General features: G+C 60.6%; 13 protein-coding genes. 5 read left to right on the plus strand and 8 right to left on the minus strand.

Going from position 1 to position 13,161, the window contains the following annotated elements; genetic code table 11:
• Nucleotides 1–26: 26 nt before the first annotated feature.
• The 8 genes from VLY20_08015 to metK form a co-directional block, all read right to left on the minus strand.
• Complete coding sequence (locus VLY20_08015) at nt 27–1,415, minus strand: DUF4340 domain-containing protein (protein ID HUK56588.1); 1,389 nt, start codon at nt 1,413–1,415, stop codon at nt 27–29.
• The gene (locus tag VLY20_08020; protein HUK56589.1) at nt 1,415–2,980 is read right to left on the minus strand and encodes a Gldg family protein; all 1,566 of its coding nucleotides are present in this window, start codon (nt 2,978–2,980) and stop codon (nt 1,415–1,417) included. Before VLY20_08020 ends, VLY20_08015 begins: the two co-directional genes overlap by 1 nt.
• Before the next feature lie 136 nt (nt 2,981–3,116).
• Nucleotides 3,117–3,887, minus strand: a complete 771-nt coding sequence (locus VLY20_08025) for an ABC transporter permease subunit (protein HUK56590.1) — start codon at nt 3,885–3,887, stop codon at nt 3,117–3,119.
• A complete protein-coding gene (locus VLY20_08030) occupies nt 3,884–4,891 on the minus strand; it encodes an ABC transporter ATP-binding protein (GenBank protein ID HUK56591.1) in 1,008 nt (335 codons plus the stop codon). The genes VLY20_08025 and VLY20_08030 overlap by 4 nt, the downstream gene beginning before the upstream one ends.
• A 242-nt stretch (nt 4,892–5,133) precedes the next feature.
• On the minus strand, nt 5,134–5,562 hold the full coding sequence (locus VLY20_08035; protein HUK56592.1) for a DUF2914 domain-containing protein: 429 nt from the start codon (nt 5,560–5,562) through the stop codon (nt 5,134–5,136).
• A 16-nt stretch (nt 5,563–5,578) separates the two neighbouring features.
• Nucleotides 5,579–6,064 carry a helix-hairpin-helix domain-containing protein gene (locus tag VLY20_08040; protein ID HUK56593.1) on the minus strand — a complete coding sequence of 162 codons (486 nt, stop codon included), beginning with the start codon at nt 6,062–6,064 and terminating at the stop codon, nt 5,579–5,581.
• Between the two features lie 153 nt (nt 6,065–6,217).
• Entirely contained in the window at nt 6,218–7,474 is a 1,257-nt protein-coding gene (ahcY, locus tag VLY20_08045; protein ID HUK56594.1) for an adenosylhomocysteinase, read from the minus strand.
• Nucleotides 7,475–7,691: 217 nt separating this feature from the next.
• The gene (gene metK / locus VLY20_08050; GenBank protein HUK56595.1) at nt 7,692–8,843 is read right to left on the minus strand and encodes a methionine adenosyltransferase; all 1,152 of its coding nucleotides are present in this window, start codon (nt 8,841–8,843) and stop codon (nt 7,692–7,694) included.
• 242 nt (nt 8,844–9,085) lie between these two features.
• On the opposite strand from metK, the gene ligA reads away from it, so the two are divergent.
• The 5 genes from ligA to VLY20_08075 are packed head-to-tail and all read left to right on the plus strand — an operon-like array spanning nt 9,086 to nt 12,981.
• Entirely contained in the window at nt 9,086–11,386 is a 2,301-nt protein-coding gene (ligA, locus tag VLY20_08055) for an NAD-dependent DNA ligase LigA (protein HUK56596.1), read from the plus strand.
• A complete protein-coding gene (locus VLY20_08060; GenBank protein ID HUK56597.1) occupies nt 11,383–12,204 on the plus strand; it encodes a nitrilase-related carbon-nitrogen hydrolase in 822 nt (273 codons plus the stop codon). The genes ligA and VLY20_08060 overlap by 4 nt, the downstream gene beginning before the upstream one ends.
• 55 nt (nt 12,205–12,259) lie before the next feature.
• Complete coding sequence (locus tag VLY20_08065; GenBank protein ID HUK56598.1) at nt 12,260–12,523, plus strand: DUF4258 domain-containing protein; 264 nt, start codon at nt 12,260–12,262, stop codon at nt 12,521–12,523.
• The gene (locus VLY20_08070; GenBank protein ID HUK56599.1) at nt 12,520–12,720 is read left to right on the plus strand and encodes a DUF2283 domain-containing protein; all 201 of its coding nucleotides are present in this window, start codon (nt 12,520–12,522) and stop codon (nt 12,718–12,720) included. Before VLY20_08065 ends, VLY20_08070 begins: the two co-directional genes overlap by 4 nt.
• Nucleotides 12,721–12,981: a helix-turn-helix transcriptional regulator gene (locus VLY20_08075; GenBank protein HUK56600.1), complete on the plus strand. Its 261-nt coding sequence runs from the start codon at nt 12,721–12,723 to the stop codon at nt 12,979–12,981.
• The last annotated feature ends 180 nt before the right edge of the window (nt 12,982–13,161 follow it).

Here is a 13,161-nt window from a genome sequence, read left to right on the forward strand (position 1 = left end):
CCGTAGGGGTGCGGCAGGCTGCGCCCCTACTTTTTCGTGTCGGGTTTGTTCTCTTTCTTCGGTTCTTCCTTCTTGATCAATTCCGATTTTCGCGGAATCTCGTCCAGAAAATCCTTGTTCACCAGCGCGATGCCGAGCGGGGTGTTGCCCTGCGCGTAGAGCATCCCTTTGAGCTCGCGTCCCAGATGAAGCTCGGCCAGCGGTTTTTGCTTCGCGTCCAGAAGCCGGATCGCGTCGACGGGCGGCTTGAGCCCGACGGCGGCCGGTTTTTTCACCGGGGTCTCGACCGCCTGAAACGCCTTGAGCTTGTCGATCTGGTCCAGAAGGCGCTTGACCAGGTCCTGTTTGACCGGCCGCGCCGGGTTCTGCATCGCCCAGCCCGCGTCCTTCGATACCAGCGTGTATTGATCGGCCGGCGTCCGGACTTCGATCGTCTTTACCGCGTCCGTTTTGACGTCGACCAGACGTTTGTCCTCGTAGTGGAACAACTCCGGCTTGAGCTCGTCCATGTTGGCCTTGGCCACCCGGTAGATCGGCTTGTCCGGATCGGTGACCACGTAGACGCTGTCCTTCTCCGTGGCCGCGTAGAACCGCGCGGTCTGCGTTTTGGGCGCGCCGTCGCCCGGCTCGCGTGTCGTGACGGTGACGAGCGGTTTTTTCAGGCCCTTCAGCGTCTTGTCATGGTCCGGTCCGGGATCGATGAAGGCCGTGGCGCGGAGGTTCTGCAGCATCAGGGTCAGGGTGTCCAGCGCATCCCCGTCCGCGGGCGCCTGGACCGGCTTTTTCAAAAGCCAGCGCTTGTCCTGCTTGTCCAGCTGAAAAGTTCGTTTGGGAAATTCGAGCGAGACCTGGTCCACCTTGTCGTGGTCGATGGTCAGGATGATCTTCGTCCGGAAATCGAAGGCCGTACGGGTCAGCGATCCTTTGATCCATTGCTGCGCCAGGACCACGCGCGGGTCGCCGTCCTTTTGAATGTAGATTGTGTTGGGAATCGGGCCGTCGTCGCCGATCAACAAGCGCACCGCGCGGTCGGGCAGGGTGAGCGTGATGTCCGCGTTGGGATGCGCCAGGCCGAACTCGGCCATGTTCTGGACCTTCTCTTCGACCACCCGGGTGAAGCGGACGTCCCCCACGGTCGCAACCAGGCTCTGGACCTCGCGCTGGTCGGCGTCGGTCTGCAGGGGCCGGGTCAGCCGCCATTTCCCGTCCGCGGATTTCTTGAGCTCGATCCCGCCGGACGGGTAATGTAGTTCGACGGCATTGACGTCCTCGCTCTTGAAGTCGAAGAGCCGGTCGGCGTTCTGCGCGGCCTCGTCGGCTTTTTTCCGGTGCGGGATCTCGACGACGACCAGGTAGATCCCGAGCAGGAGCAGGACGGCGGCCATGACGAGCGTCGTTGTGAATTTGTGGCGCACTATAGAAGCCTCCGGCGCCTCCAGATGCCGATCCCGGTGAGGAAGACCCCCGCGGGAAGGAGCAGGAGCGAGACGTACATCAGGAGGGTCCCCTGGGAGCTCGACAGGAAGAGCGGGGTGAAACGGGTCTCCTTCGGCCGGATGGAGATCAGCCCCTTTTCCTGGGCCAACCAGGTGACGGTGTTGAGGAACAGGTCGCCGTTTCCGGAAAAATTAAAAGTGCCGTTCGCGGCAAAGTCGGAGTCTCCGAACACGACCAGCGTCGGCCGCGCCTCGTCGGCCGCGGCGTGGGCGTCGGGGCCGTGGCTGTGTTCGGAGGATCCGGAGGAGGATTTCTTGGTGATCACGGCGGCCAGGGTCAAGGGCCCCCGGACGTCTTCCGCCGGGTTGAAATTCAACCGGCCCTCGGCCAGGCGGGTCTTGGACCAGCTGTTGTCGCTGGTCTGCGCGAGCGGTTTGTAATCGAACTCCGACGCCCGGCCTGGATCGAAATTGACGGACTCGGCGACCGGGAAAAAGGTCGCGAGGTTGAAGCCTTTGGTGATGTCATGGGGAGGATAGTTCGTCACGACCGGGATGGTGAAGTCTCCGCCCAGCAGCCGGGAAACGGGGTCGACGATCAGCCCCTTCCCCATTTTGATTCCCCACTGAGACAGAATGTCGTCCAGGTTCGTCCGGCTGTCGGGGTCGAGAAGAAGCAGGACCTTTCCGTCGGCGGTCAGATAGCTGGACAGGGCGGTCTTCTCCTGAGGGAGGAAGCCTTTCTGCGGGCCGGCGACGACCAGCACGGCCGTTTTGTCCGGGACTTTTCCTTCCTCCAGAAGGGAGAGCGGGCCGACGTCGAACCCCTGCGCCTGGAGAGCGTCCCTCACGCGGGAGTAGCCCGTTTTCTCCTGATCCGAAAGACCGTGCTCCCCGTGATTCTCCAGGAAAAGAATTTTGCGGCGCTCGTCCTGGCCGATGCGGATGATCGCGTTGGTCAACTCCTGTTCGTTGACCGATTTGACCTGGGTTTCCTGCTTGCCGCTCTCGATCACGAGGGTGTCGTACTGGGTGATTCCGTACTGTTTGGCCAGGGACGGATTTTTATCGGGATCGACGAGCGTGTACGTGACGCGCGGATTGCGGTAATTGTAACTGCCCAGCAGGTCCTTGGCCTCCGAACGGCTCCGTCCCTGTTCCGAGACAAAGGCCGTGACCTTCACGTCCCGGTTCAGGTTCTTTAAAACCTCCAGCGTCTGCGGGGCGAGGGAGAAGGCCGAGGTTTCCGAAAAATCGAAGCGGAGGTGATGGCGGGACAGGATGAAGTTCAGAATGCCCAGGATGCCGATGAAGATGAGAACCATGAGGATGCTGTTCAGGCCGAATTTGGTGGACCGACGCGCCGAAAAGGATTTGAGGGCCTCGAAATGGACGATGAAGAACAGAACCAGAAGACCGAGCGCGACCAGTTCCGCCAGGCTCACGTAGGGCTTCCATTGGGGATTGACCTGATAGACGATGGCGGCGGCGACGGCCGTCAGGACGCCCAGCCATCCGGCGGCTCGGCTCAATGTGTTCAGCATTCCCATGGATCCTTCTTATTGGGGCTTATATCATAGGGGCTCACGTCGCCCCCTCCATCGGAAAACCCCGATGGAGCCTCCCCCTCCCGCTCGCCGCGCTCGCCGGGCGGATTCTCCACGAGCTTATTCGGATGTCTCACTTCCATCGCTGCGACTCCAGAACGCGGTGGGTGATGAACAGTCCCACGATGATCAGGGTGAGCTGGTAGACCAGGTCCTCGGTATCGATCATCCCCTTGATGAAATTCTCGGTATGCTCGCCGATGGAAAGATAGGTGAGCAGCGAGCCCAGCGACGAGTCCGTCACGGTCTGGGAGATCCAGCCGATGAGCCACAAAATCAGGACCGCGCCGAAGCCGATGAAGCTGGCGATGATCTGGTTCTCGGTGAGCGACGACGCAAGCAGGCCGACCGCGATGAAGACGCCCCCCAGGAGCCAGATGCCGAGATAGCCGGTCAGGATCGGCATCCACTGGACGGACCCGTAGTACCACATCAGGAACGGCATGTACGCCGTCAGGGCCAGCATCAGCGTGAAGACCGCCATCGCGGCGAGGTATTTGCCCAGCACGATGGACGTCAGCGGCACCGGCGAGGTCATCAGCAGTTCCATCGTCTTGGTCTTTTTTTCCTCGGCCAGAAGCCGCATCGTGATCAGCGGCAGGGTGAGCATCAGGATCACGGCCATGTTATGGAAGGTGGGGCGGAAGATCAGATCGTTCAGATTGATCTGCGGCAGGGCGCCCTGCACGCGCATGATCTGCATGCTCTGGCTGCTGGCGAATAGGACGATGCTGTAAAACAGGTAGCCCGAAATCAGGATGAAGATCGCCGTCACCACGTAGGCGATCGGGGAGTTGAACAGGACGCGAAGTTCTTTTCCCGCGATGGCGAGCGTGCTTTTCATGACGTCTCTCCTTTCACGGCCGCCGGCTTTGATTCTTCCTGTCCGGTTTCTTCCTGTTTCGAGTCCTCTTGTCTCGATTCTTCCCGGGTCAACTGGAGGAAGACGTCTTCGAGCGACAGCTTGACCGCGGACAATTCCAAGAGACCCCAGCCGCGGCGGACCGCCTGCGCGGCCAGCTCGGTCCGGATGTCGCGGCCCAGCTCGCATTCCACGATGAACACCTGCCCGTCGTTCGACGGTTCATGGAAGATCGAGACGACGCCCGGGACGGATTTCAGCGCGTCCGGAGTTTCGGGCGCGGGCGTCCGGAGGGTCAGACGGATTTTTTCCGACCGGCGAAGCTGGGCCGACAGCGTGTCGGGCGTGTCGACGGCCACGATCCGGCCCCGGTGGATGATCACCACCCGCTGGCAGACGGCGGTCGCTTCGGGGAGGATGTGCGTGCTGAGGATGACGGTGTGCTGTCCGGCCAGGTCCTTGATGACCTGGCGCATCTCGATGATCTGTTTCGGATCGAGTCCGGTGGTCGGTTCGTCCAGAATCAGGACCTCGGGGTTGTGGATCAGGGCCTGGGCGAGACCGACGCGTTGTCGGTATCCCCGCGAAAGGTTGCCGATGAGGCGGCCGCGCACCTCGGTCAGCGCGCAGCGCTCCAGGGCCCGCGTCAGGGCCGCCGCGCGGTCCTTCCGTTCGACGCCCTTGATCCTCGAGATGAACCGGAGATACTCCGTCACGGTCATCTCGGTGTAGAGGGGCGGGACCTCGGGGAGATAGCCGATGTGGCGCTTGACCTCTTGAGGCTGTTCGAAGATATCGTAGCCGGCGACGGTGGCCGTCCCGCCGGTGGCCGGCATGAAACAGGTGAGGATGCGCATGGTCGTGGTTTTCCCGGCGCCGTTCGGCCCGAGGAAGGCCAGGATCTCGCCCTTCTGAACGTTGAACGTGACATTCTCGATGGCGGTGAGATCCCCGTAGCGTTTTGTGAGATTTTGAACGTCAATCATCGTCGGTCCGTTTTCGTGTCGGCGCGGGGGTTCCCGTCTCGGTGAATGGATGATGGTTCCGGTTGGTCACGGCGAGTTTTCTTGAACGGACATCGGGAAAACCGGTTTCAACGGCATGAACTGGAAGAAAATTGTGTTTCGCATGGCTCGAAAAACAATATATCGCAACAAAAATTCGTTTGTCAAGTTTTCGCGATCGGATGGTTCGGTTTAGGAAGGATTGCGGGCCGGTCGCGGTCGTCTTAGCGGATCGTGAATCTCAGGGTCTTCAGGACGGTCCCGTCTTCGGACGTCACGTCCACTTTCCATGGCCCGCCGGCGGAGGGCAGAATCGTTTTCGTGCTGTAGGTGCGCCAACTCGCCGATTTGACCTGGAGGGTCACCTCCATCACCATCTTGTCTCCCTGGAACCAGAGATGCTTGATGACGGTCGGCAGTTGACCGCTCTTGATTTTCGTGAAGCAGTAGAGTTTCCCGACGCCCGAATCGAACGAGACGCCCGGCCGGACCGGCGTCAGGTTTTCCACGCCGGACGCGATCACCGCTTCTTCGATGGCGAGCGACGGCGCGGGTTTTTCCTGCGAAGAGACCATGCGGTTTCCCATCGCCGCCGTCAGGATTCCCAACGCCAGCAAACCGTGCATTGCGGCCTGTAGACGAGACCGGGTCATTTCGATCCCCTTGGTTTCAGCCCGGCGCCGATCCGGGAGACGGCGGTTCGCGCTCGTTCTTTTTCAAGCTTTCCAAACCCGCCAGGATGCGATGCTCCAGTTCCGGTCCCCAATTCGGCAGTGTTCGGAGGAGGCGCGACCGGGCGAGTTGTTCGAGGTCCTGGAGGTTTTCGATGCGAAATCGTTTATAGAGCACCGCGGCCGCGTCGGGGTCGAGACCGGGCAGGTCAAACGGGGCGTTTTCGGCCCCCGGGAGGGCGGGTTCGAATTCGCGGATCGTTCCGGTTTTCAGTCCTTCGAGAATTTTCCGTTCCAGGTCCCGGCCGATTCCCGGAATGGATTTTAACCGGCCCCGTTGGGCGAGGTCGGCCACCGAATCCTTCAAGCGTTCAAGGTTGTCTGCGGCTTTGCGATAGGCCCGTATCCGATAGGGATTGGCCCCCTCCAACTGCAGGCGATCCGCGATGATCCGGAAAGCGTCCGCGACCTGTTGATTCGTCATGGAATAATTATACCACAAGCGTAACCCGATCGGAGGGGACCGGGAACCGCAGGCGCGTGAAGATCGAAACGGCCGAAGAATCCCGGCGTTTCGGTGGGGCGCTTTGGAATGACTGAAAAATACCGGAGGTCGACGCGCCCCGGATGTTTTAACCTAGGTGCCCATCTCCCAGGAAGCGAGATAGTTGGCCTGTTCTTTGGTGAGCCGGTCGATTTGGATTCCCATTCCCTTGAGCTTCAACCGGGCGATCTCCTGGTCGATTGGGGCCGGGACCGGGTAAACCTTTCGTTCCAGTTTCTTGGAATTCTTCACGAGGTGTTCGGCCGAAAGGGCCTGGTTGGCGAAGCTCATGTCCATGACGCTGGCGGGGTGGCCCTCCGCGGCGGCCAGGTTGATGAGACGGCCTTCTCCCAACAGATTGACGCGATGTCCGTTGGAAAGGGTGTACTCGTCGACGAATTCACGGATCAGGCGCTTCCGTTTGCTCAGCTTTTCGAGCGCCGGGATGTCGATCTCGACGTTGAAATGGCCCGAATTGCAGATGACGGCCCCGTCTTTCATGACGGCGAAATGCTCTTTGCGGATCACCTTGATATCGCCCGTCACGGTGACGAAGAAATCGCCGATCGGGGCGGCCTCGGCCATGGGCATGACGCGAAAACCGTCCATGACGGCCTCGATCGCCTTCAGCGGGTCGATTTCCGTGACGACGACGTCGGCCCCCATCCCCTTGGCCCGCATCGCGATGCCGCGCCCGCACCAGCCGTAGCCGCTGACCACAAAGACGGTTCCGGCCACCAGCCGGTTGGTCGCGCGCAGGATCCCGTCCAGGGTGCTCTGCCCGGTGCCGTAGCGGTTGTCGAAAAGATGCTTCGTGTTCGCGTCGTTGACCGAGATGATCGGAAATTTCAACACGCCCCGGTGGGCCATGCTTCTCAACCGGATCACCCCGGTCGTGGTCTCTTCGGTTCCGCCGATGATTTCCTTGAGGAGGTCCTTTCGTTTGGAATGAAGCGTCGAGACCAGGTCCGCGCCGTCGTCCATCGTGATCATGGGACGGTGGTTCAACGCCGCCTGGATGTGGCGGTAGTAGGTGTCGTTGTCCTCGCCTTTGATCGCGAAGACCGGAATCCGGAAATGCTCGACCAGCGCGGCCGCGACGTCGTCCTGCGTGCTGAGGGGGTTGGAGGCGCAGAGCACCACGTCGGCGCCGCCGGCCTTCAGGGCGGTCATCAGGTTGGCCGTCTCGGTGGTGACGTGGAGGCAGGCCGATAGGCGGGTCCCGCGGAGCGGCAGCTCTTTTTTGAAACGCCGGTTGACCAGTTCCAGAACGGGCATTTCCTGCTGCGCCCACTCCATCCGGAGCAGGCCTTTTTGAGCTAAACGAATATCCTTAATATCGTAATCCATCGATGCTCCTTTATTTAGTAGGGGCTCGCGTCGCCCCCTCCGCCTAATCTTTCGAGGGTTTTCCTATTTACGATTTGCCATTCTCGAAACACCAAATTCCCCGCCGAAACACGTAAATCGTAAATTGTAAACAGGGGAAAATTCCCCTGGCGGGGAATTTTCGGCCGCCCCCTCTCGCTCGTTTTGCTCGCTGGAATCAATTGTGGGGTTTGGGGATTTACAGCCCGGCTTCCTTGCGAAGGGCGGCGGCCAGGTCGGTATTTTCCCACGTGAATTCCGGCTCGGTTCGGCCGAAGTGACCGTAGGCCGCGGTTTTTTTGTAGATCGGCCGTCGGAGTTTCAGGTGTTCGATCATTCCCTTGGGCGTCATCGGAAAATGTTTTTGCACGAGCTTCAGGATCTTTTGGTTCGGGACCTTGCCGGTGTTTTTGGTGTTGACCAGGATGGAGACCGGTTCCGGGACGCCGATGGCGTACGCCATCTGGATCTCGCAGCGATCGGCGAGGCCGGCGGCGACGATGTTCTTGGCGATGTACCGGGCCATGTAGGACGCCGAGCGATCGACCTTGGAGGGGTCTTTCCCGGAGAAGGCGCCGCCCCCGTGGCTCCCGACGCCTCCGTAGGTGTCGACGATGATTTTCCGCCCGGTCACGCCGGTGTCGCCCTGCGGACCGCCCACCACGAAGCGCCCGGTCGGGTTGATGTGGTACACGATCTTTTCCTCGTCCATCAATTCCGCGGGAATGATCGGCTTGATCACTTTTTCAATGACGTCCTCGCGAATCTCCTTCAAGGTCACCTCCGGGCTGTGCTGCGTGGAGATGACGACCGTCGTGACCCGGACCGGTTTCCCGTCCCGATAGTCGACGGTGACCTGGGACTTTCCATCGGGCCGAAGGTAGGGCAGGATGTCCTTTTTCCGGACCTCCGCCAGCCGGCGGGTCAGCTTGTGGGCCAGGATGATGGGCGTGGGCATGAACTCCGGCGTTTCGTTGCTGGCGTATCCGAACATGATGCCCTGGTCTCCCGCGCCGCCCGTGTCCACCCCCTGGGCGATGTCGGGGGACTGGGCGTGGATCGAGGTGATGACGGAGCAGGTTTCGTAATCGAAGCCGTACTTGGCCCGCGTGTAGCCGATCTCCTTGATCGTTTCGCGCACGATGTCCGGAATCTCGACGTAACAGGAGGTGCTGATCTCCCCCGCGACGAAGGCCAACCCGGTGGTCACCAGCGTTTCGCAGGCCACGCGGCAATACGGGTCCTGGGCGATAATGGAATCCAGGATCGCGTCCGAAATCTGGTCCGAGATTTTATCGGGGTGTCCTTCGGTGACCGATTCCGATGTGAATAAATAATCCTCCCCTTTCATTCCTGTCATTTATTTCTCCTTTGGCCGCTTTCGTTGTCGGTCCGGGTTGAGCGCGTGAAACGGGTCCATCGCGTTCGATTAAATTCTTGAACTTGCGTAACCTTTTTTATATCACAGGGGTCGACTTTGTCAAGGAAAAAGTGAGGCGCTCGGGCGGAAAAGCCCTCCGTTTGCTTGACAGGGCCGAAGCCGACACGTTACAGTCAGGTCGTTGAAATCATCGCGGGGGAGCGACGCGTGAGATGACTGTGCCGGCGAACGTGATCAAGCACGCGCGGGAATTGCGGGAGGCCATCGAGCGGCACAATTACCGGTACTACGTGCTCGACGCCCCGACGATCCCGGACGTCGAATACGACAGGCTGTTCCGGGAACTGCAATCGCTGGAGTCGAACTATCCCGAGCTGGTCGTTCCCGAGTCTCCCACGCAGCGGGTGGGCGCCGCTCCGCTCACCGAATTTACGTCGGTCACCCACCGCGCGCCGATGCTGTCCCTGAACAACGCGTTCGAGGAGGAAGAAGTCGTCGCCTTCGACCGCCGCATCCGGGAGCATCTGGACGTGGACGAAGTGGAATACGCCGTGGAGCCGAAATTCGACGGCGCGGCCGTCAGCCTGTCCTATCAAAACGGCCGGCTGGCGCAGGGCGCGACGCGCGGGGACGGCTATACGGGGGAGGAGGTCACGGCCAACCTTCGCACCGTCAAGGTCATCCCGCTGCGGTTGCCGGCCGAGCCGCCGCCGGCGCGCTTGGAGGTCCGGGGCGAGGTGCTGATGCTCAAGCGCGATTTCGAACGCTTAAATCAGGAACAGGCCCGGAAGGGCGAGAAAATATTCGTCAATCCGCGCAACGCCGCCGCCGGCGCCCTCCGGCAGCTCGACCCGCGCATGACCGCCGCGAGACATCTGACATTTTTCGCCTACGCGCTGGAGGATGTCGAGGGAATGGCGCTTCCCCGGACGCACAGCGCGTTGATGGATTTCCTCGTCACCCAGAAATTTCCGGTCAGCCCCGAGCGAAAGGTGGTGCGGGGTGTCCAGGGGCTTTTGGATTACTACCGGCTCATCGGATCCAAACGCGAACGGCTGCCCTACGATATCGACGGGGTGGTTTACAAAGTGAACGATTTGGGCCTGCAGGAGCGCTTGGGGTTCGTGGCGCGGGCGCCGCGTTTCTCGGTGGCGCACAAATTCCCCGCGCAGGAGGCGATGACGGAGGTTCTGGACATCGACGTCCAGGTCGGACGGACGGGGGCCGTCACGCCGGTGGCGCGGCTCAAGCCGGTCTTCGTGGGCGGCGTGACGGTCACCAACGCGACGCTGCACAACGAAGACGAGGTCCGCCGGAAGGACGTCCGGATCGGCGACACGGTGGTCGTCCGCCGCGCCGGGGACGTCATCCCGGAAGTCGTGAGCGTGGTGCCGGACCGGCGGCCGGCCGGCGCGAAGGAATTCGTCATGCCGCGGGCCTGCCCCGTCTGCGGATCGAAGGTCGTCCGACTTCCGGGGGAGGCGATTTCCCGATGCAGCGGGGGCTTGTACTGCCCGGCGCAGCGCAAGCAGGCGATCCTGCATTTCGCGAGCCGCCTGGCGATGGACATTCAGGGCCTCGGCGAGAAACGGGTGGATCAATTGGTGGACAATCGGATAGTGGAAACGCCGGCGGATCTCTACCGTCTGGACGCGCCGACGGTGGCCGCGCTGGAGCGGATGGCCGAGTTGTCCGCGGGCAACCTGGTGAAGGCGATCGAGTCCGGCAAGCGCACGACGCTCGCGCGGTTCATCTACGCGCTCGGCATTCCGGACGTGGGGCAAGCGACGGCGAAAGAGCTGGCCCGATTTTTCGGGGATCTGGACCCGCTGATGGAGGCGGACGAGCGAACCCTCCGCTTTATTCCGGACATCGGACCCGAAGTCGCCCAGTCCATCGTCCAGTTCTTTTCGGAACCGCACAACCGGAAGGTGATCGAGCAGTTGAGGGCCGCCGGCGTGCGTTGGGAACGGGAGACGGGCGGCCAGAAAAAGACAACGTTGGCGGAGTTCATCGCCCGTCTGGACATTCCGGGCGTCGGACCGTCGACCGCCGAGCGGCTGGCGGGGTGGGCCGGCGGAATCGAAGGGTTGATGCAGGCCGACGCGCAGACGCTTAAGAAGGAATTCAACCTTTCTCCGAATGCGGCCCGCTCGATCGCCGATTATTTCCGGAATGCCGGGAACCGGAGGATGATCCAACAGCTTCTGGATCTCGGCCTGACCTTCACAAAGGATGGCGGGTCCGCTGAAAAGTCCTCGCCGGTTCGCGGCAAGACGTTCGTGCTGACCGGCGCGCTTTCGAACATGACGCGGGAAGGGGCCAAGGCGAGGATCGAAGCGCTGGGCGGGAAGGTGGCCGGCAGCGTATCGAGTAAAACGGATTACGTGGTCGCCGGCGCCGACGCGGGGAGCAAACTCGCCAAGGCCCGGGAACTGGACGTCCAAATTTTGGATGAGGAAGGTCTCATGAAACTTTTGGCGGGCGCCGCCGGGAGCGACGCCCCAAAATGATCCGCGCGGGATTTTATCAGTCCAGGCCCGTATTCGGGGAGATCCGGCGGAATGTCGAGTCGGTTCTGCGGCGCTTGGATCGGATCGACCGGGGCGCGGCGGACCTGATCGTGCTCCCGGAGCTTTTCAACAGCGGCTATCAATTTATTTCCCGGCGAGAGGTATCGGAATTGTCCGAAACGGTTCCGGACGGATGGACGACACGGCGTCTGTGCGAGTTCGCCAAGGACAAGAAAATCTGGCTGGTCGCCGGTCTTCCCGAACGGGCCGCAAAGGTTTTTTACAATTCGGCCGTTCTGGTCGGGCCCAAGGGCTATGTCGCGACCTATCGAAAGATTCACCTGTTCTATGAAGAAAAGCTCTGGTTCAAGCCGGGGATGAACCGCTTCCGTTCGTTCGACATCGGGAAGGCGCGGGTCGGAATCATGGTCTGCTTCGACTGGTTCTTTCCGGAAGCGGCTCGAAGCTTGGCCCTGGCCGGTGCTGAAATTATCTGCCACCCGGCCAATCTCGTTCTACCGTACTGCCCGGACGCCATGGTCACCCGAAGTCTTGAGAACCGCGTCTTCGCGATCACGGCGAACCGGATCGGCTCCGAGCGGCGCGGCGGCAAGAAGCGGCTGACCTATATCGGCCAGAGCGAGATCGTCGATCCCAAGGGCCGCATTCTTTTCCGGGCCCCGAGGAATCAAGAGTCGCTCAAGATTTTAGAGATCAACCCCCGCGAGGCCCGTCATAAGACGCTGAACCGCTACAACAACCTCTTCCGCGATCGGCGGGTGGAATTATATAACACGGGCCGGAAGGTTTCTTTTTAAAATCCTGCCGGTCGGTTGACCTTTTTGTCGGGACGGGGTATATTCCTGTGCAATGATGGCGGAAGACTTTCCCTATGCGTTAACGGCTCACGCGGCCAAAGTAATTTCAGAACGTCGAATTCAGTTGACATGGGTGGCGCAAGTCTTAACCCGGCCGTTGAATACCGAGCCTGATAAGCAAGATCCAATGTTACGGCATGCCTTGGGTCGTATTGCTGAATACGGAGGGCGGGTATTGCGAGTGGTGTACAACGAGAAAACACAACCGTGGCAGATTGTTACCGCATATTTTGACCGCAAGGAAAGGAGCAGGAAATGAAGGTGCATTTTGATGAAAAAGCAGACGCGATCTATCTCCGTCTTGACGAATCCAAAATCGTCGAGTCGGAGGAAGTGCAACCCGGCATCATCCTCGATTTCAATGAGCAGAACGAGGTGGTCGGCATTGAAATTCTTCGGGTGAAAGGCCGTGTGCCGCTGGCCAACCTGAAACAGATGCAGTTTGAGGTCGCATAAATGAAAGAATATCGTCCTGCCAAGAAGCGCATCACCGTTTCAGTCGGCGAGTCTGTGCGAATTCTTCGCGAGCTCCAGGAGCTAAGCCAGAGCCAGTTGGCCCGCCTAACCCGCATTCCCCAATCCACCATTTCGGCAATTGAGAACGATCGCGTCCGTCTGGGTGTTGAGCGCGCAAAGGTTCTGGCCCGAGCGCTCAAGTGTCATCCTGGAGTCTTGGTGTTTCCCGGTTGGGAACTTCCCGGCATCGCTGCGGCATAGCCTGTTATACGCTCCCATCGTAGGGGCGTGATTCATCACGCCCTGATTTGGATGCAATTCATTGCGTCCCTACCGCCACAGCGTTAATTTCCCATCCCGGCTGTAAATGTTGACCTGTGTCAAAGGTTGTAAAAAGGCATGCTTTATTGACTTTCGCGGACCTTACGAGATGCCGTGAAT

Source organism: Nitrospiria bacterium (assembly GCA_035517655.1).
GTDB lineage: Bacteria > Nitrospirota > Nitrospiria > JACQBZ01 > JACQBZ01 > JACQBZ01.

What these genes read in the sequence shown, in the direction of transcription:
- VLY20_08020 (HUK56589.1), bottom strand. Translation starts at nt 2,980, where the DNA reads ATGCTGAACACATTGAGCCGAGCCGCCGGATGGCTGGGCGTCCTGACG.
- VLY20_08025 (HUK56590.1), bottom strand. Translation starts at nt 3,887, where the DNA reads ATGAAAAGCACGCTCGCCATCGCGGGAAAAGAACTTCGCGTCCTGTTC.
- VLY20_08030 (HUK56591.1), bottom strand. Translation starts at nt 4,891, where the DNA reads ATGATTGACGTTCAAAATCTCACAAAACGCTACGGGGATCTCACCGCC.
- VLY20_08035 (HUK56592.1), bottom strand. Translation starts at nt 5,562, where the DNA reads ATGACCCGGTCTCGTCTACAGGCCGCAATGCACGGTTTGCTGGCGTTG.
- VLY20_08040 (HUK56593.1), bottom strand. Translation starts at nt 6,064, where the DNA reads ATGACGAATCAACAGGTCGCGGACGCTTTCCGGATCATCGCGGATCGC.
- ahcY (HUK56594.1), bottom strand. Translation starts at nt 7,474, where the DNA reads ATGGATTACGATATTAAGGATATTCGTTTAGCTCAAAAAGGCCTGCTC.
- metK (HUK56595.1), bottom strand. Translation starts at nt 8,843, where the DNA reads ATGAAAGGGGAGGATTATTTATTCACATCGGAATCGGTCACCGAAGGA.
- ligA (HUK56596.1), top strand. Translation starts at nt 9,086, where the DNA reads ATGACTGTGCCGGCGAACGTGATCAAGCACGCGCGGGAATTGCGGGAG.
- VLY20_08060 (HUK56597.1), top strand. Translation starts at nt 11,383, where the DNA reads ATGATCCGCGCGGGATTTTATCAGTCCAGGCCCGTATTCGGGGAGATC.
- VLY20_08065 (HUK56598.1), top strand. Translation starts at nt 12,260, where the DNA reads ATGGCGGAAGACTTTCCCTATGCGTTAACGGCTCACGCGGCCAAAGTA.
- VLY20_08070 (HUK56599.1), top strand. Translation starts at nt 12,520, where the DNA reads ATGAAGGTGCATTTTGATGAAAAAGCAGACGCGATCTATCTCCGTCTT.
- VLY20_08075 (HUK56600.1), top strand. Translation starts at nt 12,721, where the DNA reads ATGAAAGAATATCGTCCTGCCAAGAAGCGCATCACCGTTTCAGTCGGC.